Origin of the sequence: Phreatobacter sp. (assembly GCF_051860605.1) — a bacterium.
GTDB lineage: Bacteria > Pseudomonadota > Alphaproteobacteria > Rhizobiales > Phreatobacteraceae > Phreatobacter.
Map to the genome: position 1 here is coordinate 174356 of NZ_JBHYDR010000003.1, position 25353 is coordinate 199708.

Consider the following 25353-nt stretch of genomic DNA (forward strand, 5'->3'; position numbering starts at 1 on the left):
CGCCAGTCGCGGTCAGATTGCTCTGGCCGCCCCGCCGTCCACCAGCACCTCGACGGGCGGCGGGTGGCTGAGGAACCCGGCCGGGCTCGCGGTGAGCCCGTAGGCCCCCGACTGGAGCACGGCGATCAGGTCGCCGGCCCTGAGCGGCGGCAGCAGGACCTTGCGGGCGAGCGTGTCGAGCGGCGTGCAGAGCGGCCCGACGACGCTTGCCGGCTCGCGGTCGCCCGCATCCATGGCCGTGGCCGCCAGCACCGGATAGTCGCGCTTGATCACCTGGCCGAGATTGCCGGAGGCGGCGAGGTGATGGTGCATGCCGCCATCGACGATGACGAAGCGCTGGCCGCGCGAGACCTTCACGGCATTGACCTCGGCGAGATAGACGCCTGAAGGCCCCGCAAGAAAACGTCCCGGCTCGACGATGACCCTGGCGCCCGCGATCAGCGGATGCCGGCGCTGTTCGGCGACAAGGTCCGGCACAGAAGCGCGGACCGCATCGAGGTCCAGCGGTGCCTCGCCGGAAAAATAGGGAATGCCGAGCCCGCCGCCGAGGTCGATGGTGGCCAGCGGCCGGCCGGCGCGCTCCGCCACGCGGGCGGCAAGGCCGAGACCGTGGCGCCACTGGTTGGCCAGCACGGCGGCATCCAGAATCTGCGTGCCGGCGAAGAGGTGGACACCCTTCAGGTCGAGGTGCGGCGAGGCCGTCACGCGGTCGACGATGGCGATGTCCTCCTCGTCGAAGCCGAATGGCGCGGCCTTGCCGCCCATGCGCATCGCACCGCCCTGCGCATCCGCGACCGGATTGAAGCGGATGGAGACGGGCACCGCCCTTCCGGCAGCGGCGGCGGCCGCCTCGACGCGCGCGATCTCCTCGACCGTTTCCAGATGAATCTCGCCGATGCCGCCGGCCACCACCTCGGCGATCTCGCTGGCCCGTTTGCCGGGACCGGCGAACAGGATGCGGGACCGGTCGGCACCGGCCGCCACGGCCGCGCGATATTCGCCGATGGAGGCGATCTCGGTGCCGGCGCCGGCCTCGACGAAGATGCGGATCACCTCGGGGTTCGGATTGGCCTTGACCGAGTAATGCACCTCGGCAAAGCCCGACAGCGCGGATGTCAGGGCCGCCAGCGAGCCGCGCATCAGGGCGGCATCGTAGATATAGGCCGGCGTGCCGAAGCGGCCGGCCAGTTCGCGGGCAGGCAATCCGCCGATCAGCAGATCAGGGCCGGCAGAGCCGAAATGGCCGGCAACCAGATCGGCGGCAAGTCCGGTTTCGGGCACGGCGCTCATGGCTTTGCCGCCTTTGCCTCGACGCGCTCGCGCCGGAGGCCGACATAGTCGATCTTGCCGTTCGGGGTGACCGGCAGCCGCTCCACGAGTTCGATCGCGCGCGGCACCATATAGGGCGGCAGGCGCTCGGCGACCCGCAGAAGTAGGGCGGCGACGTCGATGTCGCCGGAGGGCACGCCGACCGCATGGACCTTCTCGCCGGCAAAGGCGTCCGGCAGGCCGATCACCGCCACCTCGCGGAAGGGGGCGAGACCCATCAGGCATTCCTCGACCTCGGTCGGGCTGATGCGGTTGCCCGCCGACTTGATCATCGCGTCGTTGCGGGCGACGAAATAGAGGAAGCCGTCGGCGTCCATGGTGACGAGGTCGCCGGAATAGCAGACCGTCTCGCCGCCCTGGACGGCGGGGATGAAGGGGTGCGGCCGCAGCACCTCGGCGGTCGCGTCCGGCCGGTTCCAGTAGCCGAGCGAGACGGTCGGCCCGCGATGGACGAGGATGCCCGGCTCGCCCGGCGCGGCAAGGCGGCCGTCGGACGTGACCACCAGCATCTCGCATTCGGGAATGGCCTTGCCGATGGATCCGGGCCGGCGGTCGACCTCCTCCGGCGGCAGGAAGGTGGAGCGGAAGGCCTCGGTGAGGCCGTACATGAGGAAGATGCGGGTGTCGGGCAGCCGCTCGCGCAGGCGCTTCACGGTTTCGGTCGGCACCGCGCCGCCGGAATTGGTGATGTAGCGCAGGCTCGGCAGGGGCGTGCGCGCGAGCGAGGGCGTCGCACGCGTCAGGATGGCCCAGATGGTCGGGACGCCGGCAAGCCCGGTAATGCTATGGTCACGGATGGCGCGCACGATCTCGTCGCCGAACTGGAAGGTGAGCAGCACCACGGTTGCCCCCTGCTCGACGCCGGTGAGCAACTGGTTCAGGCCATAATCGAAGGAAAAGGGCAGGATGGAGAGGATGCGGTCCTCAGCCGTGATGCCGAGATAGGTGCGCACGATGCGCGTGCCGGCCAGCAGGTTGCGATGGCTGAGCATCACGCCCTTCGGGCGGCCTGTGGAGCCGGATGTGTAGAGGATGGCGGCGAGGTCCTCGCCGATCCCGGAGGCCGGCGTCACCGGGCCGTCGGGAAGGCCCAGCCAGTCCTCGCCATCGACCGCGAAGACCACCACGTCGAGCCCCGACAGGGCATCGGTGAGATCGGCTTCAGCCGCCCGGCTGGTCAGCACGATGCGTGCCGTGCAATCGGCGACGATATGGCGGACCTGGGCGGGCTTCAGGAGGGCGTTGACGGGCACCACGACGCCGCCGGCAAGGCTCGTCCCGAAGATCGCCCAGCATTCTTCCAGGCTCTTCGGCAGGAACACCGCGACACGGTCGCCGCGGGCGATGCCTGCCGCGGCCAGGCGCGCGGCGCAGCCGGTCGCAAGGCCCCTGAAGTCCGCGCGCGTGACCGTGCGCTCCCCGTCGATGACGGCGATCGCGTCATCGCCACCGGCGGTGGCGAGGTCCAGAAGGTGATGAAGGAGAACCGGCTCTCGCCTCACGGCCTCGCCCGACCGATGAAGCGCATGAGATGGCCGAAGGTCTCGAAATTGGCCGGGTCGAAATCATCGTCGGTCAGGACGATGCCGAGGCGCTCCTCGAGAAAGGCGACGAGGTCGAGAATGCCGAGGGAGTCGATGGCGCCGCCACCGACCAGCGCCGTCCCGTCGGACAGCGGCGCGCCGGCGAGTGCCGGAAAGCGCTCGCGCAGGAAGGTGCCGACCAGATCGCGTGCGTCGTCGGAAGGGGCCGGCATGGGGGATGTCCGCTCAAGTGATGTCAGCATCAGATCCTCAGGAAGACGAACTCGGAATAGGCGTGGTCGATGGTGCTGCGCCGCATGGCGCCGCGGAAGAAGGTCGGCCGCGCACGGCGGGTGAACCAGGCTCCGGGCAGGCTCTCGGTCGCATCGCCGGGAAATTCGGCGCACAGGATGCCGCGCCTGAGCAGGAATCGCGCGATGGGCCCGAAGGCACCGGCCACGTCCCCACGGTCCTCGGCATAGACGAGGCGGGCCGAGCGGATGCCCTTGCGCCGGGTCGGCGAGAAGACCAGCAGGCTGACGCGGCCCTCATGGGCCAGCCCGGCAACGATGCAGCCGAGTGCCAGGTGATCCTCGGCGATCTTTGCCTGGCCGGGCGACAGGTCGCCGAGCATCCGGTCATCGGCCGCGATGCGAAAGCCGCGGCCGGCGCGGGCGGCGGCCAGCGGCAGGGCCGCGATATGCGCCCCCTCGGTCCAGGGCTCGAAGCCGAAATGATCCATCATCTGCAGCACGCGCGGGCTCGGCGTCAGGTCGGTGACGACCGCCTCCTCGTCAAGCGCCAGCTTGAGCATGCGCGGCGCCAGCCAGCGATGCGGCTCGTCGATGTACCAGCTCGACAGGTTGACCATCGCGCCGGGCTGGCCGGGCGCCTCGCGACGGCTGCGCATGGTCAGGATGACACCGACCGCCTCGCCGGCACGCCGCATGAGGTAGCCGCAGGGACCCAGGCCCTGGCGCCGGTGGTGATCGTCGAGGCGACGCAGCCCGTCGTGCCAGAAGGCTCCGTCGCGGGCGGCAAAGCCTCGGGACAGGACCAGTCGGGCTTCGTCGAGCCTATCCGTTTCGATCGGTTCCAGCATGGCAATTGAATATCCTGATTGCCGATGATTACACAAGGAAACTTAAAACGTGCTTAACTTGAATTACTCCATGAAACTATGTAATATTTGATGATATACTTCAGCACTTGATCACTTATCTGATTTGACTGACGCATGGGCACGCCAGCGCAGCGCGGCGGATAGTCGCAGAACCGGGCGATCGCCCCGCAGCGCGCGCAGGCCTTGCACAAAGGCCGGCCGGGATGCACTTTCGCGGCGCATTCCGGAGACCCCCATGACCAGACTGAAGATCACGGCAGGCCCCTACACCTTCATCGGCAAGCTGGAGAGCGAAGCCGCGCCGAAGACCTGCGCCGCCTTCGAGAAGGCCCTGCCCTTCATCTCCGAGATCATCCATGTGCGCTGGAGCGGCGAAGGCGTGTGGATGCCGCTGGGCGATCTCGACTTCGGCGTCGGCTACGAGAACGCCACCAGCTATCCGGCGCCGGGGCAGATGATCCTCTATCCGGGCGGGGTCAGCGAGACCGAGATCCTGCTCGCCTATGGGCCGGTCTGCTTCGCGTCGAAGGCCGGCCAGCTTGCCGGCAACCACTTCCTCACCCTCACCGAGGGGCTGGAGAACGTCCATCCGCTCGGCCGGCTGACGCTGATGAAGGGCGCCCAGCCGATCCGCTTCGACGCGCTCTGACCATGTCCGGCCGCATCGCACGCGGCGGCAAGGCCATCTATGGGGCGCCGCTCGGCATCCTGATGCTGGAGGCGCGCTTTCCGCGCATTGCCGGCGACATGGGCAATGGCACGACCTGGCCGTTTCCGGTGCTCTACCGGGTGGTGCGCGGTGCCGACCCCGAGCGGGTGGTGCTTGGTGGCGCCGCCGGCCTGCTCCCCGACTTCATCGCCGCGGCCCGCGACCTTGTCGATCTCGGCGCCGAGGCGATCACCACCAATTGCGGGTTCCTGTCGCTGTTCCAGCGCGAACTGGCCGAAGCGGTGAACGTGCCGGTGGCCACCTCCTCGCTGATGCAGGTGCCCTGGGTGCAGGCGACCCTGCCGCCCGGCAAGCGCGTCGGCATCGTGACGGTGAGCCGTGCATCGCTGACACCGGCCCATCTCGCCGCGGCCGGCGTGCCGGAGGACGTGCCGCTCGCCGGCACGGAGACCGGCCGCGAGTTCTTCCGCGTGCTGATCAGGGCCGAGAAGCAGGATATGGATGTCGACCTCGCCGAGGCCGATATCCTCGCTGCCGGGCGCGACCTCGTGGCCCGGCATCCGGAGGTCGGCGCCATCGTGCTGGAATGCACCAACATGCCGCCCTATGCGGCGGCGCTTGCCGAGGCGGTCCGCCTGCCCGTCTATGACATCTATTCGATGATCACCTGGTTCCACGCAGGCCTCAGGCCGCGCCGGTTCTGACGCGTCACGGGCCTGCGCTCACCCGCGCCGCGCAGAACTTGAACTCCGGGATCTTGCCGAAGGGATCGAGCGCCGGGTTGGTCAGGTCGTTGGCCGCCCCCTCCGCGAAGGCAAAGGGCATGAACACCATGCCGTCGGCGACGTCACGGTCGGCGCGCAAGGTGGCCGTGACGGCGCCGCGGCGGGTCTCGACCGTCACCGGCCGGCCGGGCTTCAGGCCCTGCCTTGCGATCTCGGCCGGATTCATGGCGGCGATGGCGGCCGGCTCGATGGCATCGAGCACGCCGGCGCGGCGGGTCATGGCGCCGGTGTGCCAGTGTTCCAGAAGCCGGCCGGTGGTCAGCACCATCGGATAGGCGCCGTCCGGCAGTTCATCCGGCGGCAGCATGTCGGCGGGCACAAGCAAGGCGCGGCCCGATTCCGTGGGAAAGCGGTCGCCGAACAGGATGGTCTGGCCGGGCGCATCGGCCGATGCTGCCGGATAGGTGACACAGCCCTCGCGCTCGACACGGCTCCAGGGCAGGCCCGACAGCGAGGGCCTGACCTGGCGCATCTCCTCATAGACCTGCGACACCGAAGCGTAGCGCCAGTCGAGCCCCATGCGGCGGGCGATTTCCGCGATCAGGCCCCAGTCCTGCCGTGCCGCGCCCGGCAGCGGCACAACCGGCCGGCCAAGCTGGACCTGGCGGTTGGTGTTGGTGAAGGTGCCGAGCTTCTCCGCATGGGCCGAAGCCGGCAGCACCACGTCGGCGTGGAAGGCGGTCTCGGTGAGGAACAGGTCCTGCACGACGAGATGGTCGAGCGCCGCCAGCGCCTTGCGGGCATGGCTCCGGTCGGGGTCCGACATGGCCGGGTTCTCGCCAAGAATATACATGCCGCGAATGATGCCGGCATGGATGGCGCCCATGATCTCCACGACTGTGAGCCCGCGCGCGGGATCGAGCGGGCGGCCCCACAGATCCTCGAACTTTAGCCGCGTCGGGTCATCGTCCACCGGGTGGTAGTCCGGATACATCATCGGGATGAGCCCGGCATCGGAGGCGCCCTGAACATTGTTCTGGCCGCGCAGGGGATGCAGGCCGGTGCCCGGCCGGCCGATCTGGCCGGTGACGAGGGCGAGCGCGATCAGGCAGCGCGCATTGTCCGTGCCGTGGACATGCTGGGAAATGCCCATGCCCCAGAAGATGATCGCGGCCTTCGCGCCGGCATAGGCGCGGGCAACGGCACGGATGGTTTCCGCCTCGACGCCGCAGACCGGCGCCATGGCCTCCGGCGTGAAGGCCTTGACCCGCTCCGCCAGCGCGTCGAAGCCATCGACATGGTCGCGGATATAGGCCGGCTGGGTCAGGCCCTCGGCAATGATGACATTGAGCAGGGCGTTGAGCAGCGCCACATCCGTACCCGGAGTGAAACGCAGGGCATGGGTGGCGTGGCGCATCAGCGCGTGGCCGCGCGGGTCCATGACGATCAGGGTCTTTCCCGCTTTCGCCGCCTGTTTCAGCCAGGTGGCCGCGACCGGGTGGTTCTCGGTCGGCCGGGCGCCGATGACGATGATGCAGTCCGCCTCCTCGGCAGCGGTGAACGGGGCCGTCACCGCGCCCGAGCCGATCCCCTCGATGAGGGCTGCGACCGAGGAAGCGTGGCAGAGCCTTGTGCAATGGTCGACATTGTTGGTGCCGAAGCCCTGCCGCACCAGCTTCTGGAACAGATAGGCCTCCTCGTTGGAACCCTTGGCCGAGCCGAAGCCGGCCAAGGCAGCCGGCCCATCCCGGTCACGGATCGCGGTGAGGCCCGAGGCCGCCCGTTCCAGCGCCTCGTCCCAGGTCGCCTCGCGGAAATGGGTGAAGGGATTACCGGGATCGAGGACCGCGTCCCATTGCTTCGGCGCATCGTCGCGGCGGACGAGCGGAACGGTCAGCCGGTGCGGGTGGCGGATATAGTCGTGGCCGAAGCGGCCCTTGACGCAGAGCCGGTTGCGGTTGGCCGGGCCATCGCGGCCGTCGACGCGCACGATGCGGTCGTCCTTCACGGCGACGCGGGTCTGGCAGCCGACCCCGCAATAGGGGCAGAGCGTGTCGACCTCGCGGTCCGGCACGATGGTCGCGCGGCGCGCATCATCGTCCATGAGGCTCTTTTCGAGCAGCGCGCCGGTCGGGCAGACCTGCACGCATTCGCCGCAGCCGACGCAGGTCGACAGCCCCATCGGATCAGCAAGGTCGAAGACCGGGCGCGTTGCCTCGCCGCGAAGGCCCATGCCGATCACGTCGTTGGACTGAACCTCGCGGCAGGCGCGCTCGCACAGGCCGCAGGCGATGCAGGCATCGAGATTGACCGCGATCGCCGCGTGCGAGGCATCGTGCAGGGCAAGGCCGGCGGCGTGCGGATCGGTCACGGCCGCGGGGCGCTTCGGGAAGCGGCTCGCGGCGAGGCCGGCGCGCTCCATCCAGTGCCAGAACGGCGCGTCGGGGTCGGGCGCCTCGGCCCGCTCCGGCATGTCGGCGGCGAAAAGTTCGAGAACCAGCGCGCGGGACTTTGCCGCGCGTTCGGTTGCGGTCTTCACCACGAGGCCTTCGGCCGCCTTGCGGATGCAGGAGGCGGCGAGCACGCGTTCGCCCTCGATCTCGACCAGGCAGGCCCGGCAATTGCCGTCCGGCCGGTAGCCGGGACCGTCATGGTGGCAGAGGTGTGGGATGGCGATGCCCTCGCGCTCAGCCACCTGCCAGAGCGTCTCGCCGGGGGCGGCCTCGACCGTGCGGCCGTCCAGCGTGAACCGGAGCCGGTCACTCATCCGGGCCTCCCGCGAAGAAGCGCAACACCGAACGCACCGGATTGGGCGCGGCCTGGCCGAGCCCGCAGATGGAGCCGTCGCGCATCACCTGTTCGAGGTCACCGATGAGGGCCTCGTCCCAGCCCTCATCCTCGATGAGGTGTCCCATCTTGGCGGTGCCCAACCGGCAGGGCGTGCATTGCCCGCAGCTCTCGTCACGGAAGAAGGCCATGAGGTTGCGGGCAATCGCCCGGACATCGTCCTGCTGCGAGAACACCACGACGGCATGGGAGCCGACAAAGCAGCCATGGCGGTCGAGCGAGCCGAAGTCGAGCGGCTCGTCGGCGAGCGATGCGGGAAGGATGCCGCCCGAGGCGCCGCCCGGCAGGTATCCGGCAAGCTCATGCCCCTCGGCCATGCCCTCGCAATGATCCTCGATCAGTTCGCGGGCGGTGATGCCGGCGGGTGCGATCTTCACGCCCGGCGCGCGCACGCGCCCGGAGACGGAGAAGGCGCGCAGCCCCTTCGCCCCGCGCCGGCCCTGGGCGGCGAACCAGTCCGGGCCGTTCTCGACGATGGCGCGGATCCAGTGCAGCGTCTCGACATTGTGGTTGAGGGTCGGGCGGCCGAACAGCCCGGCCTCAGCGATATAGGGCGGCCGGTGGCGCGGCAGGCCCCGGCGGCCCTCGATGCTCTCGAGCATCGCGCTTTCCTCGCCGCAGATATAGGCGCCGGCGCCGCGGCGCAGTTCGATCGGCACGGCCGCGAGGCGGGCCGCCTCCAGCGCCGCGATCTCGCCGAGCAGCATCTGGCGGACCGCCGGATATTCGTCGCGCAGGTAGATGACGATGCGCTCTGCGCCGACCGCCCAGGCGGCGAGAAGCGCGCCTTCCAGCATGCGGTGCGGCTCGGTCTCCAGGACATGCCGGTCCTTGAAGGTGCCCGGCTCGCCCTCGTCGGCATTGACGGTCATCAGGCGGGGCGCCGCCTGCGCCCTGACCGCGGCCCATTTGCGACCGACCGGGAACCCCGCACCGCCGAGCCCGCGCAGGCCGGCATCGGACAGGAGGGCGATGAGTTCGTCCGCCGTGCGCCGGCCAGCCAGACAGTCCGCCAGCAGGCGATAGGCGCCGCCGGCCCGGGCCTCGGACAGGCCGACCGGGGCAAGCGGTGAGGGACGGGTCGCGCCCTGCCCGGCCAGAGCCAGCAGATCGGGCGCGTCTGCCGCTTCCACGGCCCTCTGCCCGACCATGGCGGCCGGCGCTCCCGCACATCGCCCCATGCAGGGGGCTGCAACCACCCTCACCCGTGCCGGGTCAGCCAGGGCCTGCGCCTCGCGCAGCACATCCTCGCCACCGGCCAGCATGCAGGAGACCGAGGTGCAGACGCGCACGGTGACCGCCGGCGGCGCGCGGCCGCCCTCCTTCACGATGTCGAAGTGGTGGTAGAAGCTCGCCACCTCGAAGACCTCGGCCTCCGACAGCCGCAGGTCCTCGGCGAGCGCCTTCAGATGGCGCGCATGGAGGCATCCGTAGCGGTCCTGCAGCGCGTGCAGGTGCTCGATCAGCAGATCGCGCCTTCGCGGGATAGCACCGAGCGCGGATCGCACCGCAGCCAGAGCCGTCTCGTCGAGCGGGCGGCCTTTCGGCCGGGCGAGGCGGTCCTTGTCGGGACGGGCATGAACGGTCATGGCGGAATCATCGACAGGCGCGGGCGCCTTGTCACGCTGCAGCGCGGCATGCGGCCGGACAGCCTCCCCCATCCGGCATCCCGGATAGTGCGTATGGACATCCGGCCTCCTATGTTATTTGTTTGCTCGCAAGCAAATAACATGACGAACCGATGACGGGAATGGCGGCCCAGGGACCCTCAGGACAGCGCGCGGCGCCCGATGGCGGCCCGGTTGCGATCCGCCGCCGGCGGACGCAGGCCGAGCGCCGGGCCGAAGCCGAGTCGCGCATGCTGGCCGCGGCTGCCGAGATCGTCGCCGACAAGGGCATTGACGGCCTCACCCTGGCCGAGGCCGGGGAGCGGGCCGGCTACAGCCGCGGCCTTGCCGGGCATTATTTCGCCTCCAAGGACGCGCTGCTGGCCGCCATGGCCGAGGCCATCCACGACGAGTTCAACGCCATGCGCCGCGAACGCCAGCGCGGAACCACCGGATTCGCCACGCTGATGGCCACCATCGACGCCTCGTTCGGCCGGCCGGCCGTGGGCATCGTCAAGATGCGCGCCTATATCGCGGTCCTCATGGGCGCCGCCCACAAGCCCGCGCTCGCCGAGGCGGTCGCGGCCTTCAACCGGGAATCGGCCACCGATTTCGGCCGGCTGATCCAGACCGGCATCGCGGCCGGCGAAATCCGCGCCGACATCGATGCCCGCAGCCAGGCGCTGATCCTGTCGGCGGCGCTGCGCGGCATCATGGCCCAGTGGGTGATCGATCCCGAGGGGGTCGACCTGAAGGTGCTCCGAACCGAACTGATCGCCCTGGTGCGGCGCAACCTCGCCAGCCCCGACCCGTCCCCGAACAAGTCCTGACAAGCCGAGAGGAGAGGAAACATGGATTTCTCGATGTCCGAGCGCCAGCGCTACTGGCGCGACCGCGTGGTCGCCTTCATGAACGCCCACGTCTATCCCGCCATCCCCACCTATAACGAGCAGATGGACGGCGACGGCGACCGCTGGAAGGTCGTGCCGGTGCTGGAGGAACTGAAGGCCAAGGCCAAGGCCGAGGGCCTGTGGAACCTGTTCATGCCGCCCTCCGAGCATGACGACGACGAGTTCCACGGCGCGGGCCTGAGCAATCTCGAATATGCCATGTGCTCGGAAGAGATGGGCCGGGTCGGCTTCGGCTCCGAGGTGTTCAACTGCTCCGCGCCCGACACCGGCAACATGGAAGTGCTGCACCGCTATGGCTCGCGCCAGCACAAGGAGCAGTGGCTGCGTCCGCTGATGGCCGGCGAGATCCGCTCGGCCTTCCTCATGACCGAACCGGCTGTCGCCTCCTCGGACGCCACCAATATCGAGACCTCGATCCGCCGTGACGGCGACCACTACGTCATCAACGGCCGCAAATGGTGGTCGTCCGGCATCGGCGACCCGCGCTGCAAGGTGGCGATCGTCATGGGCAAGACGGACACGAGCGTGGCCAAGCACGTCCAGCAGTCGCAGATCTTCGTGCCGACCGATGCGCCCGGCTTCAACGTTGTGCGCATGCTGCCCGTCTTCGGCTTCGACGACGCCCCGCACGGCCATGCCGAGGTGATCCTCGACAATGTCCGCGTGCCGGCGGAGAACCTGATCCTCGGCGAGGGCCGCGGCTTCGAGATCGCCCAGGGCCGCCTCGGGCCGGGCCGCATCCATCACTGCATGCGCACCATCGGCGTGGCGGAAGCCGCGCTGGAAAAGATGATCAAGCGCCTGCAGAGCCGCGTCGCCTTCGGCAAGCGCGTCTCCGAGCACTCGGTCTGGGAGCAGCGCATCGCGGAAGCCCGCATCGACATCGAGATGACGCGCCTGCTCTGCCTGAAGGCCGCCGACATGATGGACAAGGTCGGCAACAAGGTCGCCAAGCTGGAGATCGCCATGATCAAGGTGGCGGCGCCGCGCATCGCCCTGAAGGTCATCGACGATGCCATCCAGGCGCATGGCGGCGGCGGCGTGACCACCGATTTCGGCCTCGCCAAGTCCTATGCCCATATCCGCACGCTCCGCCTCGCGGACGGGCCGGACGAGGTGCACAACCGCACCATCGCCCGCATGGAAATGGGCAAATACGCCAACCATTGAGGGGACAGGGCCGCACCATCGATGTGTCGCGGCCCGACACTCTTCCGCGTCACCCCCGGCGAGGCCGAAGGCCGAGGGAAGGGGGTCCAGACTCTGCAGCGAAGCGTTGCGGTCTCGCGTGCGAGTTCCTGGATCCCCTTCCCCTCCCTCGCTCCGCTCGGTCGGCCGGGGATGACGAACCGCTTGAGCCCTTGAGGCCGGCGAACCAAAGGCAATGGAGGAAATCCCCATGAATCTCTTCGACCTGACGGGCAAGGTCGCCGTCATCACCGGCTCCTCGCGCGGCATCGGCCGGGCGATTGCCGAGCGCATGGCCGAGCACGGCGCGAAGGTCGTCGTCTCCTCGCGCAAGGCCGGCCCCTGCGAGGAGGTCGCCAATGCCATCAACGCGAAGCACGGCGAGGGAACGGCCATCGTCGTGCCCGCCAACATCTCGTCCAAGGAGGACCTGCAGCGGCTCGTCGACGAGACGCGCCGCCAGCTCGGCCGGATCGACGTGCTGGTCTGCAATGCCGCCTCGAACCCCTATTACGGGCCGATGGCCGGCATCACGGACGATGCCTTCAACAAGATCCTGACCAACAACATCGTCGCCAACAACTGGCTGATCTCGATGGTGGTGCCGGAGATGATCGAGCGGCGCGACGGCTCGATCATCATCGTCTCGTCGATCGGCGGCCTGCGCGGCTCCACCGCCATCGGCGCCTATTGCATCTCCAAGGCCGCCGACATGCAGCTGGCCCGCAACCTCGCCCACGAATACGGGCCGCACAACGTGCGGGTGAACTGCATCGCGCCGGGCCTGATCAAGACCGATTTCGCCAAGGCCCTGTGGGAGGATCCGAGCGCCCGCGAGGCACGCGAATCCGAGACGCCGCTGCGGCGCATCGGCGAGCCGGACGAGATTGCCGGGGCCGCCGTGTTCCTCGGCTCGAAGGCCGGCTCGTTCATGACCGGCCAGAGCATGGTCATCGACGGCGGCGTCACCATCTAGGCCGCCGCTCCGGGCATGCCAGCATCGCAGCCCGCCGTTCGGCCTATTGCGGGGCCGGGCGGGGGGATGAATGCTTGCCGTTAACGTCAAGATGAAGGTTCCCCGATGGCCGGCGCGTCCATTCCCGCCCCGCTCGTCCCCTTTGCCGGGGCGAAACCGCCCGCGCCAGCCTGGTTCAGCCAGGCGCTGTCGCATGAGCCGGAGCGCGCGACGCACCGGGGCGCCGGCGTCACCATCGAAACGCTGGCCTGGGGCGAGCGCGGCAAGCCGGGCCTGCTCATGCTGCATGGTGGCTCGGCCCATGCCGACTGGTGGAGCTATCTGGCGCCGTTCTTCGCCGGGACGCATCGCGTCGTCGCCTCGTCCTGGTCGGGCATGGGCGGATCGGACTGGCGGGACGCCTATTCGATGGACGACCTGACCGCCGAGATGCTGTCGACGCTGGAGGCGACCGGCCTCGATGCCGGGCCGGTGAAGCCCGTCGTCGTCTCCCACTCCTTCGGCAGCTTCCCGGCCATGGCCTTTGCCGCCCGCCACGGCGAGCGCATCGGCGGGCTGATCACGGTCGACTCGCCGTTCCTGTCCAACGAAATGCGCGCCAAGCGCGAGGCTACCCGCGAACCCTCGAAGCCGCCACGCGAGACGCTGCTCTACGACACGTTCGAGCAGGCGCTCGGCCGGTTCCGCCTGATGCCGGCGCAGACCGCCGAGAACCTCTACATCGTCGACTACATCGCCCGCCATTCGCTGCGCGAGGTGAAGAAGGCCGACGGCACCAGTGGCTGGACCTGGCGCTTCGACCCGTTCATGTGGTCGCGGCTGAAGCGCAACGATTCCGCCGCCGACCTGGCCGCCGCCAAATGCCGGCTCGCCATCACCTGGGGCGCGAAGTCGATCCTGTTCCCCGATCCGATCAAGGCCTTCGTCCGGCAGGCCGCGCCTCAGGGCACGCAGTTCATCGAGATCCCGGAGGCGCAGCATCACGTGCTGATCGACCAGCCGCTGGCGCTGGTGGCGCTGATCCGGGCGGTCATCGCCGGCTGGCAGGCGGCCGACCTCGGCAACCAGAACAACGCATGACGGGGAGGACCGCATGGCGCGGCTGAAGGACAAGCGGACCATCGTCACGGGCGCGGGAAGCGGCATCGGGCGGGCAAGCGCCCGGCTGTTCGCGAAGGAGGGCGCGCTGGTGCTGGCAGTCGACCGCGACGGCGACAAGGTGGCGGCGGTGGCCGCCGAGATCGCCGATGCCGGCGGCCGCTGCATCGCCATGGCGGCCGATGCCGGATCCGAGGCCGACGTGAAGGCCTATGTCGCGAAGGCGGTGTCGGAATTCGGCGGCCTCGATGCCATCTATGCCAATGCCGGCATTTCCGGCGGGCTGACGCCGTTCTTCGAGCAGACGGTCGAGCAGTGGCAGGAGATCCTGCGCATCAACCTGATCGGACCGTTCCTTGCCATCCGCGAGGTCGCGCCGCTGATGATCCGGCAGGGCTCCGGTGCCATCGTCTGCACGGCCTCGGTGGCCGGCCTGCGCGCCAATGCCGGCGGCTCGCCCTATTCGGCCTCCAAGGCCGGGGTGGTCAGCCTCGTCCAGACGGCGGCCAATGCCTTCTACGGCACCGGCGTGCGCGTCAACGCGGTCTGCCCCGGCCTGATCGAGACCGGCATGACCGTGCCGATCTTCGATCATGCCCGCCAGCGCGGCACCGAGGGCAAGCTCGGCCAGCTCAACCCGCTCACCCGCCCCGGCCAGCCCGAGGAGATCGCCGCCATGGCGCTGTTCCTGGCGAGCGACGAGGCGAGCTACGTCAACGGCCAGGCCTTCCCCGTCGATGGCGGCCTAACCTCCACCCTGCCCTTTGCCGGCCAGCGCCCGCGCTGACCGTCCGCCCTTTCCCGATATCCATCCATTCGAGGACCGAGCCATGGCCGCCATCAACGACGTCGTCGACCTTGCTACCGAGGGCGCGGTTGCCGTCATCACCGTCAATTCGCCGCCGGTGAATGCCCTCTCCGCCAATGTCCGCACCGGCATTGCCGAGGCGGTTCAGAAGGCCGGAGAGGATGCGGCGGTCAAGGCCATCGTGCTCCATTGCGCCGGCCGCACCTTCATCGCCGGCGCCGACATCACCGAGTTCGGCAAGCCGCCGAAGGGCGTGCCGCTCTCCGAGGTCAATGCCCTGCTGGAGGGCTCGGCCAAGCCGGTCGTCGCCGCGATCCACGGCACAGCGCTCGGCGGCGGTCTGGAAGTGGCGCTGTCCTGCCATTACCGCGTCGCCGTGCCCTCGGCGAAGCTCGGCCTGCCGGAGGTCAAGCTCGGCCTGGTGCCCGGTGCCGGCGGCACCCAGCGCCTGCCGCGCCTGGTCGGCGTGGAGCGCGCGCTCGAGGTGATCTGCTTCGGCGAGCCGATGAGCGCCAAGGAGGCGGCGGAAACCGGCCTCGTCGATGCCGTGACCGGCGCGGACAGCCTGCGCGCCGATGCGGTGGCCTTCGCAACCAGGCTGGTTGCCGAGAACGCGCCGCTCGCCAAGGTGCGCGACCGCTCCGAGAAGCTGGCGGTGGACAGGGGCGTCTTCGCCGCCTTCCGCAAGGCCAATGCCCGCCGCTTCCGCGGCTTCGAGGCGCCGGAGGCCTGCATCCAGTGCGTGGAGGCGGCGGTCGACAAGCCCTTCGACGAGGGCCTGAAGTTCGAGCGCGAGACCATCATGCGCCTCATTCCCGGCGTGCAGTCGCGCGCCCAGCGCTATGTGTTCTTCGCCGAGCGGCAGGCCAACAAGATCCCGGATGTGCCGGACGACACGCCCACCCGCAAGATCGCCAGGGTCGGTGTCATCGGCGCCGGCACCATGGGCGGCGGCATCTCCATGAACTTCGCCAGTGCCGGCATCCCGGTGACCATCGTGGAGATGAAGCAGGAGGCGCTCGACCGCGGCCTCTCCGTCATCCGCAAGAACTACGAGAACACGGCAAAGCGCGGCCGCATCACCGAGGCGGATGTCGAGGCGCGCATGGGCCGGCTCACCGGCTCGCTGGACCTCTCGGCGCTGGCCGACTGCGACCTCGTCATCGAGGCCGTGTTCGAGAACATGGCGATCAAGAAGGAGGTGTTCGGCAAGCTGGACGCCATCGTGAAACAGGGCGCGATCCTCGCCTCGAACACGTCGTATCTCAATGTCGACGAGATCGCCGCGGCCACGGCGCGGCCTGAGGACGTGATCGGCCTGCACTTCTTCTCGCCCGCCAATGTCATGAAGCTGCTGGAGATCGTGCGCGGCGAGAAGACGGCGAAGGACGTGGTCGCCACCGCCATGAAGCTCGCCAAGACCATCGGCAAGGTCGGCGTGCTGGTCGGGGTCTGCCACGGCTTCGTCGGCAACCGCATGCTGGCGCAGCGCCAGCGCGAGGCCAACAAGCTGATCCTGGAAGGCGCGATGCCCTGGGACGTGGACCGCGTGCTCTACGATTTCGGCCTGCCCATGGGCCCCTTCGCCATGAGCGACCTTGCCGGCCTCGACATCGGCTGGTCGCGCGAGACCTCGAAGGGCGAGACGCCGCGCGAACTGCTCTGCGAGATGGACCGGCGCGGCCAGAAGACCGGCGCGGGCTTCTACGACTATGACGAGAAGCGCAACGCCACGCCCTCTCCCATCACCGAGACGATCATCCTCGATCTGGCGGCGAAGAAAGGCATCAACCGCCGGGAGATTTCCGACGAGGAGATCCTGCAGCGCTGCATCTATCCGATGATCAACGAGGGCGCGAAGATCCTCGAGGAAGGCAAGGCCATCCGCGCCTCCGACATCGATACGGTGTGGGTCAACGGCTATGGCTGGCCGGTCTATCGCGGCGGGCCGATGTTCTACGGCGACACGGTGGGGCTGCCGGAGGTGCTGCGCGTGATGCAGGAGTTCGAGGGCCGGCACGGGGCGGACTTCAAGCCGTCGGCGCTGCTGGAGAAGCTGGTCGCCGAGGGCAAGGGCTTCAAGGACCTGTGAGGGGACGGGGGGCTTCGTTCGGTGGCAAGCCCGAACCGGTGCGTCCGCCTTTTCCCGTCACCGCCGGCGAGGACAGTCCGAACCCTGTGGCCCTGATACCGCGTCACCCCCGGCGAGGCCCAAAGCGAGATGCGAACGCCTTGCGCGTTCGCTCGATGCTTTGAGGCCGAGGGAAGGGGGTCCAGGGACGGCGAGGCGGGGCATCGGAATGCTGGATCCCCTTCCCCTCGCTGCGCTCGGCCGGGGATGACGGGCGGTGGTCCGGGCGACGGTGGGCGCCTTCACGTTGGCCCCACCCGCACCCTCCCCGCTGCGCGGAGGGGGGGACTATGGCCCACCGCCCTCGCTTCAACCGGCGCGCCTGGCTTGTCCGTGTGACAACGGAACGCGAGGCCGAAGCCCCCTCTCCGCGCGTCAGCGCGGGGAGGGCATCGTTCCGGCGCGCCGCATGACCCAACTGCGTCCTTCGAGGCTCGCTTATCGCTCGCACCTCAGGATGAGGAAGGTCGCGACCGGCATCTGTGTCGGATGGCACCGGGCTGGATCGCTTCAGCTGGACGGTATGCAGCCCACCACCCTCCTCATCCTGAGGTGCGAGCGATAAGCGAGCCTCGAAGGACGCAAGACCCTCGTGCCGGCGTCAAGCTGCTGCGACCGAAGAACCAGCAGCGATCGCCGCCCGCCGCCTATGCCGCCGACATGGTCAGCGGCGGGCCGATCTCGGGCGGGATCGGGCAGACGTAAGGGGTGGTGGCGGTCCGGCGGGCAAGGTCCGCCCTGGCGGCGGCCATCAGCGCCGGATCGGTCAGCACGGCCGCGCCCGTCGCGGCCATGGCCTTGGCGACCTGCACCATGGCCTTGTGGGCGGCCGGCATCTTGCCCTGCGCCACCACCTGCCAGGTGTGGAACGGCGTGCCGATGGCGACCGTCGGCGCATGGGCCTGCACGGTCGGCACGACCCAACTGACATCGCCCACGTCAGTCGAGCCGATCAGCGGGTTGCGCTTCGCATCCAGCGGCACGGTGAAATCGGTCAGCGGCTTGTCGGCACGCTCCAGCCCGATCGTATGCCAGACGCTGGCGAGGTCCTGCGGGGTCAGCGTTGACTGGATCTTGCTGGCGAAGGCCAGGTCCTGGTCATCGAAATGCGGCGGCCCGAGATCCTCCAGCACCTGCTGCATGGCCTGTTCCAGCGGCGTGTTGCCGAGGATGTTGGAGACCGCCGAGATGATCTTCATCTCCATGCTGGTCTCGGTCATCAGCGCCGCGCCCTCGGCGATCTTGCGCACGCGGCCCACCAGTTCGAGCATGCCGGGAAGGTCGCGGGCGCGGATCGAATAGCGCACCCGGGCATGGGCCTGCACGACGTTGGGCGCGATGCCGCCGGTGTCGAGCAGCGCATAGTGGACGCGGGCATCTGACGGCATGTGCTCGCGCATGTAATTGACGCCGACATTCATCAGTTCCACCGCGTCGAGCGCCGAGCGGCCGAGATGCGGCGAGGCGGCGGCATGCGAGGACTTGCCGGTGAAGATGAAATCGGCGCGGGTATTGGCCAGCGACAGCGGTGGGGCCACCTCCCACCAGCTCGACGGGTGCCAGGTGATGGCGACATCGGTATCGGCAAAAGCGCCGGCGCGCACCATGAAGGCTTTTGCCGCGCCGCCCTCTTCCGCCGGGCAGCCATAGTAGCGCACCCGGCCGGGCAGGCCTTTTTCGGCGAGCCAGTTCTTCATCGCCGTGGCGGCGAGCAGGGCTGCCGAACCCAGCAGGTTGTGGCCGCAGCCATGGCCGTGACCGCCCTGTTCCACCGGCCGGTGCTCGGCGATTCCGGCCTCCTGGCTGAGGCCCGGCAGCGCGTCATATTCGCCCATGAAGGCGATGACCGGACCGCCCTCGCCCGCCTCGCCCATGACCGCGGTCGGGATGCCGGCGACGTTCTCGGTGACGCGGAAGCCTTCGGCCTTCAGCTGCGCGGTGTGCTCTGCGCAGGAACGGGTCTCGGTGTAGCAGACCTCCGGCATGCCCCAGATGCGGTCGGAGAGTTCGATGAGGCGGCCCGATGCCGCGTCCACCTGCCGCCACAGGTCGTTCCGGTTGTCCATGATGCCCTCGGGTTGAAACGGGAAGCCGGCATATCACTGCCGCGGGGCGGCGAAGTCCAGCGCGGAGGGTGCATGGATGCTGCGACGGGGGGTGATGATGACAGCCGGGATGGGGGGAGGGAGGCGGCCAGGTGCAGGAGGCAGAGCGCGTCCTTCACCTCTCCCCGGCGGGGAGAGGTCGATCCGAGGCGCCAGCCGAGGAGCGGGTGAGGGGGAGAGCGCTGCTCAATGGGTCCTGGGGGCGCTCCTGTCGCCCGGCGCCCCCGGAGTCGCGGGGGGGCTCGCCCCGAGCGCTGCTCGAAGGGGTCCTGCCCCCTCACCCGGCGCTGCGCGCCGACCTCTCCCCGCCGGGGAGAGGTGAAGGAGCGGCCCCCCGCGGTCTCAGTCCCGGAACACCGGCGCGCGCTTCTGCATATTGGCCATCACCGCCTCGATCTGGTTTGGCGATCCGATCAGCGCCTGCTGTTCCTGCGATTCCAGCGCCAGCCCCTCGGCCGCATCGACCGACACGGAGGCGTTGAGCAGGCGCTTGGCGGCACGGATGGCATCCGGGCTCCTGGCGGCGATGTCGCGGGCGGCGGCGAGGGCGGCGGCAAGCGGGTCGGCCTCCACCCGCGTGACGAGGCCGAGGGCGGCCGCCTCCGCGCCGGTCACGACGCGGCCGGTATAGGTGAGGTCGCGGACGACATCCTCGCGGCAGAGATGCCTGAGCAGCTGCGTGCCGGCGACATCGGGCACAAGGCCCCATTTGATCTCCATGACCGAGAGCTTCGCGTCAGCCGTGGCAAAGCGCATGTCGGCGCCGAGCGCCACCTGCAACCCGCCGCCGAAGGCAACGCCATGCGCCGCGCAGATGACCGGCACGGGCAGGTCGCGCCAGCACCAGGCAGCCCATTGCGGCCGGTTGGCGATGCCGTGGGTGCGGGTGACGAGGTCGCGCAGGGATCGCTCGCCGCCCGCCTGCATCGACTGGAAGGAGCCGAAGTCGAGGCCGGCGCAGAAGGCGCGCCCCTCGCCGGAGAGCACGGCGGCGCGCGCCTCCTTCGTCTTCGCGACGAGGTCGGCCGCCTCGATCAGCGCGTCGAACATGTCGGGATCGAGGGCGTTCATCTTGTCCGGCCGGTCGAGCCGGATGTCGGCGACGCCGCGTTCGATGGTCACGGCGATGCGGTCGCGGATGCGGGTGGTGGTCATGGACGGTTCTCCCTGCCCGCATTGTGGGAGGCGTGGCAGGCGGTTTGAAGCCGGCCGTTCGGGAGTGTGGGTGGGGCGGGCTGAAGGGAGCAGATGTGGCCTGCAAGAGCCCGATCGTGAACCATCGCCGGATCGCCGCGAGAGCCACCGCCCGTCATCCCCGGCCGAGCGCAGCGAGGGGAAGGGGATCCAGCCCATGCCGGCCGGGCGTTCTGAATGCCTGGACCCCCTTCCCTCGCCCTTCGGGCTCGCCGGGGGTGACGGATCGCGGTGGCGGCCCATCGGTATCGCTCCCGTCGGGGACGATCAGGCGGCCAGCGCCTCTTCCAGCACCGGGGCCAGATCGCCGCGCGGCATGACCCGCACGTCCGACAGGCCGAGCCAGGCCGCCACCAGCCTCAGTTCCGCGGCCAGCGGGCCGGCGACCTCCCCTGCCCGCTCGCCGTCCTCCAGATGGGCTGCCTGCACCACCAGCACCGAGCCCGCCCGGTCGGCCTTGAGGTCGACGCGGGCGGCCAGCCGGTCACCCAGCAGGAAGGGCAGCACGTAGTAGCCGTGGGTTCGCTTCTCCGCCGGCACGTAGATCTCCAGCCGGATACGCGCGCCGAACAGGCCCTCGGTGCGCTCGCGCTGCCAGACCAGCGGATCGAACGGGGCGAGCAGGGCCCGCGCCTCGACCCGGCGCGGCAGGCGGGCGCCCCTTGCCAGATAGGCGGGATTGCGGAAGCCCTCGACGGTGACGGGCAGGAGATCGCCGGCCTCGACGAGTTCGGCCACGGCCTGGCGCGTGTCGTCGACGCCGAGGCGGTAATAGTCGCGCAGGCAGCGCTCGGTGGCGATGCCGAGGGCCGCTGCGGACCGGCGCAGCAATTCGCGATGGGCCTCGACCGGCGTCGGGGTCGGCGCCTCGACGATCGCCCTCGGCAACACGCGCTCGGTCAGGTCGTAGACCCGCTCGAAGGCGGCGCGGCGGGTGGCGGTGGTGACGATGCCGGCCCAGAACAGCCATTCGATGGCGCGCTTGCCGTCCGACCAGCCCCACCAGCCGCCTTCGCCCTTGTGGTCGTGGGAGAGTTCGCCGGCCGCCTTCGGCCCCTCGGCCTCGATCTCGCGGCGCACCTCCTCGATCAGGTCCTGCCGCTCGCGGCCGAAAGTGGCAAGGCCGGTATAGATGCCCTCGCCGCGCCGGGCGCGCTCCATGCGCCAGCGGAACAGCGGCTGCAGCGCCACCGGCAGGTAGGAGGCCTCGTGCCCCCAATATTCGAACAGGCACCGCCTGCGGCCGGCATAGGCCAGCGCGTCGATATCGGCGATGTCATAGCGGCCGAGGCGGGAGAAACCGGGAAGCGTATGGGCGCGGGCGACGACATTGACCGAGTCGATCTGGATGACGCCGAGCCGGTCCGCCATGTCTCTCAGATGACGGCGCTCGCCGGCATGGCCTTCGCGGCGATGCAGGCCGGCAAGGTCGAAGCCCTGCGCGGCAATGGCAATGCGGCGGGCCTGTTTCAGGGAAAGGCTGTCGGAACGGCGGGGCATGGGGTCCGGAGTGCGTTCGGCCGAAGCGTGCCGCAAGGCTAGGAACTACGCCACCCGGAAACTGGCAGGAGGCGCAGACAGGTGCATCGGTTGATGCGTGGAATGGCCCCACCCGCACCCTCCCCTTGCTTTCGCGGGGAGAGGGGGGCTTCGACGTTGTGGTCCTTCACTCTCCCCGCGCCTGGCCCGACCGTCTGGATGATCCGCAAGGAGGCAGTCCCCTCTCTGCGCGCAGCGGGGAGGGTGGGGTGGGGTCCTGGCCGGCAGGCCCCGGCCTGTCCGGTATGGGAGACTGCTGGATCCCCTTCCCTCGGCCTCACAGCATCGAGCGAACGCGAGATGCGTTCGCATCTCGCTGTGCGGCCTCGCCGGGGATGACGACTGGCGGTTCCGGCGGGGATTGGGCTCCCGGGCGGCCACACGCCGCAACCCCCCGATGCGGGGCATCACCTTGCCCCCGCCCCGCCAAATCGGGCTAGTCTCGCTGCACCCTGAAGGAGCCCGTCCCATGCAGAAGCGCCCGCTCGGCCGATCCGGCCTTTCCATCGCCCCTCTCGTGTTCGGCGGCAACGTGTTCGGCTGGACGGCGGATCAGGCGACGTCCTTCGCCCTGCTCGACCGGTTCGTCGATGCCGGCTTCGACGCCGTCGACACCGCCGACGTCTATTCCGCCTGGGCGCCGGGCAATTCCGGCGGCGAATCGGAGACCATCATCGGCAACTGGATGAAGACGCGCGGCACCCGCTCGAAGATCACCCTCATCACCAAGGTCGGCTCGCCGATGGGCGAGGGCAAGAAGGGGCTCTCGGCGCGCTATATCGCGGAGGCGGTGGAGGCCTCGCTGAAGCGCCTGCAGACCGACGTCATCGACCTCTACCTGTCGCACTGGCCGGACCCGGAGACGCCCTACGAGGAGACGCTCGGCGCCTATGACAGGCTCGTGAAGGCCGGCAAAGTGCGCGCCATCGGCTGCTCCAATCTCGATGCCGGCCAGCTCGCAGCCTCGCTTCAGGCCGCGAAGGCGGCCGGCCTGCCGCGCTACGAGGTTCTGCAGCCCGAATACAACCTGCACGACCGGGCGAAGTTCGATGGCGCGCTGGCCGACCTGTGCGTCGCCGAGGACATCGGCGTCATCACCTATTTCTCGCTGGCCAAGGGCTTCCTGTCCGGCAAGTACCGGTCCGAGGCGGATCTCGGCAAGAGCCCGCGTGGCGAACGCGGCGTGAAGCCCTATCTGACCGAGCGCGGCTTCCGCATCCTGAAGGCGCTTGACGCGGTGGCGGAAGCCCGGGGCGTGACGCAGGCCGAGGTGGCGCTCGCCTGGCTGATGCACCGGAAGGGCGTGACGGCGCCGATCGCCAGCGCCACCACGCTCGACCAGATGGAGAGCCTGGTGCGCTCTGCCGGGGTCTCGCTGTCGGAGGCCGACATGGCGGCGCTGGACGCGGCGGGAGATTGAGTCCCGCATTTTTTCATATTTGGGAAAATGAGCCCTGACCAGCGTGACGCTGGTTGATATGATTCCCGCTATGTTGAAGAGGTGCGCCTGAACGGCCCGGGCGGGGTTCGCCGGCCGCCTCCGGTGCCCTGCAACACGGCCCCTGCGTCCTTCGAGGCCCGTGGCGCCCAGAGGCGGCAACCGCGATGCTGCCCTTACCTAACCCGCCAGTCCGCAGCCGCCGCGCCGGCCGGGCAGGACGAGAAGCGCACCCGCCGCATAGAGGGCGCCGATGCCCTCGCGGCCGGAGACCACCGCGACCACGAAGGGTCCGGTAACCCGCACGAGGCGCAACCGGTCGGCATCGCCGGCCGTCATCAGCACAGCCGGATTGCCGAGGGCGATGACCATGGCCTCGCCCGGCCGGGCCGCCGTGATGGTCGCGGCCGCCAGAACCCAGACGGCGAGCGCGAGGCTCCCCGTGGCCAGCAGACTGGCCCATCCGCCGGCAAGGCCGCCGCGACGGCGCTCCTCCCGACGGCGCTCCTGTGAACCGCCCGCCACCGCCGGGAGGACGGCGGGACCCCGCTCAGTAGTCGTAGAGATGCTCAAGGGCCCCTCCCCCGGCTGAGGCCGCCGCGACGGCCTCGGCAAAGCGTTCCACCGGCAGGTCGAGGCCGATGCGGCTGAAGCCCGGCCGCGCCTGAACCGCGACGGCGAACAGCCGTTCGCCCCCCGGCACCGCGAGAGCGGCCCGGTCCGGCATCACCAGGGTCACAAGCGCCCGGCGGTTGCCGGCGATCTCGACGAACCGGCCACCCTCCGCCGTGACGGCGCGGGCAAGGTCGGTGAAGGCGCGGTAGCGATCGGTCTCGATGAGGACATCCCCGCCGGCCGGGCCGATGACGGTGATCCCGGGAATGGCCGCCAGCCGGTCGGCCGGCAGGCCGGCGACCACCGAGCGGATGCGCAGGTCGGCCGGGGTGAGCCCGGCGGCAAGGCCGAGCGCCCAGCCATAGCCGGCCTTGACGCCCCATTCGGCGGTGAGCGCGAAGCGCCGCTCGAGCGAACGCAGCGTGCTCGGCTCGCCGAAGGCCGTCTCGCGCCAGAACCGGCCGAGCGTGGCAGCAAAGGGGAACTGATACCAGGGGGTCTGGGTCAGGAAGGTCGCGTAGCGGGCGGACATGTCGGCGGCGAAGCGGTCCTCGGCGTTCTTCTGCGGCCCGCGCCACCAGGCGGTCGCCCGGCCGATGGTCAGCTCCCAGGCGCCCTTGACGATCATCTCGGCGGTGAAGCTCACGCCGATAATGTAGAGCATCGCCTTCATGTCGCCCGGCGTCGCCTCCCGGCGGGTGGTGCGGCGGGTGATGTCGCACAGGCTGGACCAGTAGCCGGTGACCGCCGGGACATAGCCGAAGGCGTGCTCGTCGGCGGTGCGGGTGACGGCGGCGAAGTCCTCGTAGGCGTGGACGATGTACCATTCCGGATAGGACAGGAAGCTGTTCACCTCCGGGCGCCGCCAGGGCGCTTCCGCGATGATGCGGGGGGTGGCGGCGCCGGCAGGCTCGCGCGGCGACTGGCAGGCGAACTCCACATAGAGCGCCGGCAGCGCCGAGATGGCCAGAAGGCCGATGACCCAGACGAGGACCTGCCCGAACAGGTGCAGGACGAGCTTGAGGGCGATCCTCACGCTCTCGCCTCCGCGTCCTTCGGGGCGAGAACGAAGCCGACGAAGGCGGCCACGCCGCCGAGCGCGATATGCGGAAGGTTGGCGAGGATCTTGAAGCCGAAGGGCAGGTTCTGCACGCCATAGACCAGGATGCCGAGGTCGAGATAGCCCGAGCCGGTGGCAAGGCCGAGGAGGCCGTCGAGGCAGTAGAGCACGCCGAAGACGCGCAGGTAGAGCACCGAGGCGCGGGTGGACAGGAAGGCGGCCACCGCCGCCCAGAGCGCCGAGCCGAAATGCAGGGCATCGTCGTAGATGTCGAGCGCGAAGATGCCGAAGGCCCGGCCCTGCGCATCGGTCAGGCCAGGGATGTAGTTGAGCAGCGTGACGATGCCGAGGATGACGGCATAGAGGGCGGCGACCTTGCGGGGGAGTGTCATGGGGGTCTCGGTCAGCGTCGGGATCGTGATCTGGGCCGTTGGCGGGTGGTGAAGGGCCCCACCCTCACCCTCCC

The 25353-nt window shown here is 69.6% G+C and carries 21 protein-coding genes; 9 read left to right on the forward strand and 12 right to left on the reverse strand.

Going from position 1 to position 25353, the window contains the following annotated elements; all coding sequences use genetic code 11:
• Positions 1 to 12: 12 nt before the first annotated feature.
• From ACTIFS_RS06350 to ACTIFS_RS06365, 4 genes are read right to left on the reverse strand one after another with little or no spacing between them, the layout of a single operon-like run.
• A complete protein-coding gene (locus ACTIFS_RS06350) occupies positions 13 to 1290 on the reverse strand; it encodes a type III PLP-dependent enzyme (protein WP_439573218.1) in 1278 nt (425 codons plus the stop codon).
• On the reverse strand, positions 1287 to 2831 hold the full coding sequence (locus tag ACTIFS_RS06355) for an AMP-binding protein (protein WP_439573219.1): 1545 nt from the start codon (positions 2829 to 2831) through the stop codon (positions 1287 to 1289). Before ACTIFS_RS06355 ends, ACTIFS_RS06350 begins: the two co-directional genes overlap by 4 nt.
• The gene (locus tag ACTIFS_RS06360; protein ID WP_439573220.1) at positions 2828 to 3115 is read right to left on the reverse strand and encodes an acyl carrier protein; all 288 of its coding nucleotides are present in this window, start codon (positions 3113 to 3115) and stop codon (positions 2828 to 2830) included. The genes ACTIFS_RS06355 and ACTIFS_RS06360 overlap by 4 nt, the downstream gene beginning before the upstream one ends.
• On the reverse strand, positions 3115 to 3954 hold the full coding sequence (locus tag ACTIFS_RS06365; protein ID WP_439573221.1) for a hypothetical protein: 840 nt from the start codon (positions 3952 to 3954) through the stop codon (positions 3115 to 3117). Before ACTIFS_RS06365 ends, ACTIFS_RS06360 begins: the two co-directional genes overlap by 1 nt.
• 256 nt (positions 3955 to 4210) lie before the next feature.
• Here ACTIFS_RS06365 and ACTIFS_RS06370 point away from each other — a divergent pair, with 256 nt between their 5' ends.
• Together ACTIFS_RS06370 and ACTIFS_RS06375 are read left to right on the forward strand one after the other, a co-directional pair.
• The gene (locus ACTIFS_RS06370) at positions 4211 to 4624 is read left to right on the forward strand and encodes a DUF3830 family protein (RefSeq protein WP_439573222.1); all 414 of its coding nucleotides are present in this window, start codon (positions 4211 to 4213) and stop codon (positions 4622 to 4624) included.
• Positions 4625 to 4626: 2 nt separating this feature from the next.
• Positions 4627 to 5349, forward strand: a complete 723-nt coding sequence (locus ACTIFS_RS06375; RefSeq protein WP_439573223.1) for an aspartate/glutamate racemase family protein — start codon at positions 4627 to 4629, stop codon at positions 5347 to 5349.
• A 4-nt stretch (positions 5350 to 5353) separates the two neighbouring features.
• Here ACTIFS_RS06375 and fdhF read toward each other — a convergent pair whose 3' ends face one another.
• Positions 5354 to 8137, reverse strand: coding sequence for a formate dehydrogenase subunit alpha (gene fdhF, locus ACTIFS_RS06380; RefSeq protein ID WP_439573224.1), 2784 nt, complete (start codon positions 8135 to 8137; stop codon positions 5354 to 5356).
• Positions 8130 to 9878, reverse strand: coding sequence for an NAD(P)H-dependent oxidoreductase subunit E (locus tag ACTIFS_RS06385; protein ID WP_439573225.1), 1749 nt, complete (start codon positions 9876 to 9878; stop codon positions 8130 to 8132). Before ACTIFS_RS06385 ends, fdhF begins: the two co-directional genes overlap by 8 nt.
• Before the next feature lie 80 nt (positions 9879 to 9958).
• On the opposite strand from ACTIFS_RS06385, the gene ACTIFS_RS06390 reads away from it, so the two are divergent.
• The 6 genes from ACTIFS_RS06390 (at position 9959) to ACTIFS_RS06415 (ending at position 16897) form a co-directional block, all read left to right on the forward strand.
• Positions 9959 to 10654, forward strand: a complete 696-nt coding sequence (locus ACTIFS_RS06390) for a TetR/AcrR family transcriptional regulator (protein ID WP_439573226.1) — start codon at positions 9959 to 9961, stop codon at positions 10652 to 10654.
• A 21-nt stretch (positions 10655 to 10675) separates the two neighbouring features.
• The gene (locus tag ACTIFS_RS06395) at positions 10676 to 11905 is read left to right on the forward strand and encodes an acyl-CoA dehydrogenase family protein (protein ID WP_439573227.1); all 1230 of its coding nucleotides are present in this window, start codon (positions 10676 to 10678) and stop codon (positions 11903 to 11905) included.
• A gap of 229 nt (positions 11906 to 12134) precedes the next feature.
• Positions 12135 to 12899, forward strand: a complete 765-nt coding sequence (locus tag ACTIFS_RS06400) for an SDR family NAD(P)-dependent oxidoreductase (RefSeq protein ID WP_439573228.1) — start codon at positions 12135 to 12137, stop codon at positions 12897 to 12899.
• Positions 12900 to 13004: 105 nt separating this feature from the next.
• Positions 13005 to 13979: an alpha/beta fold hydrolase gene (locus ACTIFS_RS06405; protein WP_439573229.1), complete on the forward strand. Its 975-nt coding sequence runs from the start codon at positions 13005 to 13007 to the stop codon at positions 13977 to 13979.
• Between the two features lie 13 nt (positions 13980 to 13992).
• Positions 13993 to 14784, forward strand: coding sequence for an SDR family NAD(P)-dependent oxidoreductase (locus ACTIFS_RS06410; protein WP_439573230.1), 792 nt, complete (start codon positions 13993 to 13995; stop codon positions 14782 to 14784).
• Positions 14785 to 14836: 52 nt separating this feature from the next.
• Positions 14837 to 16897 (forward strand): 3-hydroxyacyl-CoA dehydrogenase NAD-binding domain-containing protein, encoded by a 2061-nt coding sequence (locus tag ACTIFS_RS06415; protein WP_439573521.1) that lies wholly within the window; start codon positions 14837 to 14839, stop codon positions 16895 to 16897.
• Positions 16898 to 17583: 686 nt separating this feature from the next.
• Here the strand turns inward: ACTIFS_RS06415 and ACTIFS_RS06420 are convergent.
• The 3 genes from ACTIFS_RS06420 to ACTIFS_RS06430 form a co-directional block, all read right to left on the reverse strand.
• A complete protein-coding gene (locus ACTIFS_RS06420) occupies positions 17584 to 19002 on the reverse strand; it encodes a M20 family metallopeptidase (protein WP_439573231.1) in 1419 nt (472 codons plus the stop codon).
• Positions 19003 to 19383: 381 nt separating this feature from the next.
• A complete protein-coding gene (locus tag ACTIFS_RS06425) occupies positions 19384 to 20181 on the reverse strand; it encodes a crotonase/enoyl-CoA hydratase family protein (protein ID WP_439573522.1) in 798 nt (265 codons plus the stop codon).
• Between the two features lie 321 nt (positions 20182 to 20502).
• The gene (locus ACTIFS_RS06430; RefSeq protein WP_439573232.1) at positions 20503 to 21735 is read right to left on the reverse strand and encodes a winged helix-turn-helix domain-containing protein; all 1233 of its coding nucleotides are present in this window, start codon (positions 21733 to 21735) and stop codon (positions 20503 to 20505) included.
• A gap of 508 nt (positions 21736 to 22243) precedes the next feature.
• On the opposite strand from ACTIFS_RS06430, the gene ACTIFS_RS06435 reads away from it, so the two are divergent.
• The gene (locus ACTIFS_RS06435; RefSeq protein ID WP_439573233.1) at positions 22244 to 23194 is read left to right on the forward strand and encodes an aldo/keto reductase; all 951 of its coding nucleotides are present in this window, start codon (positions 22244 to 22246) and stop codon (positions 23192 to 23194) included.
• A gap of 198 nt (positions 23195 to 23392) precedes the next feature.
• On the opposite strand, the gene ACTIFS_RS06440 is transcribed toward ACTIFS_RS06435, so the two are convergent.
• Genes ACTIFS_RS06440 through ACTIFS_RS06450 form a run of 3 tightly spaced genes read right to left on the reverse strand, consistent with a single transcriptional unit; the run spans position 23393 to position 25279 of the window.
• Positions 23393 to 23785, reverse strand: coding sequence for a hypothetical protein (locus tag ACTIFS_RS06440; protein WP_439573234.1), 393 nt, complete (start codon positions 23783 to 23785; stop codon positions 23393 to 23395).
• Positions 23763 to 24863: a hypothetical protein gene (locus ACTIFS_RS06445; RefSeq protein ID WP_439573235.1), complete on the reverse strand. Its 1101-nt coding sequence runs from the start codon at positions 24861 to 24863 to the stop codon at positions 23763 to 23765. The genes ACTIFS_RS06440 and ACTIFS_RS06445 overlap by 23 nt, the downstream gene beginning before the upstream one ends.
• Positions 24860 to 25279, reverse strand: coding sequence for a hypothetical protein (locus ACTIFS_RS06450; protein ID WP_439573236.1), 420 nt, complete (start codon positions 25277 to 25279; stop codon positions 24860 to 24862). Before ACTIFS_RS06450 ends, ACTIFS_RS06445 begins: the two co-directional genes overlap by 4 nt.
• Positions 25280 to 25353 lie beyond the last annotated feature (74 nt).

What these genes read in the sequence shown, in the direction of transcription:
- ACTIFS_RS06350 (WP_439573218.1), bottom strand. Translation starts at nt 1,290, where the DNA reads ATGAGCGCCGTGCCCGAAACCGGACTTGCCGCCGATCTGGTTGCCGGC.
- ACTIFS_RS06360 (WP_439573220.1), bottom strand. Translation starts at nt 3,115, where the DNA reads ATGCTGACATCACTTGAGCGGACATCCCCCATGCCGGCCCCTTCCGAC.
- ACTIFS_RS06365 (WP_439573221.1), bottom strand. Translation starts at nt 3,954, where the DNA reads ATGCTGGAACCGATCGAAACGGATAGGCTCGACGAAGCCCGACTGGTC.
- ACTIFS_RS06370 (WP_439573222.1), top strand. Translation starts at nt 4,211, where the DNA reads ATGACCAGACTGAAGATCACGGCAGGCCCCTACACCTTCATCGGCAAG.
- ACTIFS_RS06375 (WP_439573223.1), top strand. Translation starts at nt 4,627, where the DNA reads ATGTCCGGCCGCATCGCACGCGGCGGCAAGGCCATCTATGGGGCGCCG.
- fdhF (WP_439573224.1), bottom strand. Translation starts at nt 8,137, where the DNA reads ATGAGTGACCGGCTCCGGTTCACGCTGGACGGCCGCACGGTCGAGGCC.
- ACTIFS_RS06385 (WP_439573225.1), bottom strand. Translation starts at nt 9,878, where the DNA reads ATGGGGGAGGCTGTCCGGCCGCATGCCGCGCTGCAGCGTGACAAGGCG.
- ACTIFS_RS06390 (WP_439573226.1), top strand. Translation starts at nt 9,959, where the DNA reads ATGACGGGAATGGCGGCCCAGGGACCCTCAGGACAGCGCGCGGCGCCC.
- ACTIFS_RS06395 (WP_439573227.1), top strand. Translation starts at nt 10,676, where the DNA reads ATGGATTTCTCGATGTCCGAGCGCCAGCGCTACTGGCGCGACCGCGTG.
- ACTIFS_RS06400 (WP_439573228.1), top strand. Translation starts at nt 12,135, where the DNA reads ATGAATCTCTTCGACCTGACGGGCAAGGTCGCCGTCATCACCGGCTCC.
- ACTIFS_RS06405 (WP_439573229.1), top strand. Translation starts at nt 13,005, where the DNA reads ATGGCCGGCGCGTCCATTCCCGCCCCGCTCGTCCCCTTTGCCGGGGCG.
- ACTIFS_RS06410 (WP_439573230.1), top strand. Translation starts at nt 13,993, where the DNA reads ATGGCGCGGCTGAAGGACAAGCGGACCATCGTCACGGGCGCGGGAAGC.
- ACTIFS_RS06420 (WP_439573231.1), bottom strand. Translation starts at nt 19,002, where the DNA reads ATGGACAACCGGAACGACCTGTGGCGGCAGGTGGACGCGGCATCGGGC.
- ACTIFS_RS06430 (WP_439573232.1), bottom strand. Translation starts at nt 21,735, where the DNA reads ATGCCCCGCCGTTCCGACAGCCTTTCCCTGAAACAGGCCCGCCGCATT.
- ACTIFS_RS06435 (WP_439573233.1), top strand. Translation starts at nt 22,244, where the DNA reads ATGCAGAAGCGCCCGCTCGGCCGATCCGGCCTTTCCATCGCCCCTCTC.
- ACTIFS_RS06450 (WP_439573236.1), bottom strand. Translation starts at nt 25,279, where the DNA reads ATGACACTCCCCCGCAAGGTCGCCGCCCTCTATGCCGTCATCCTCGGC.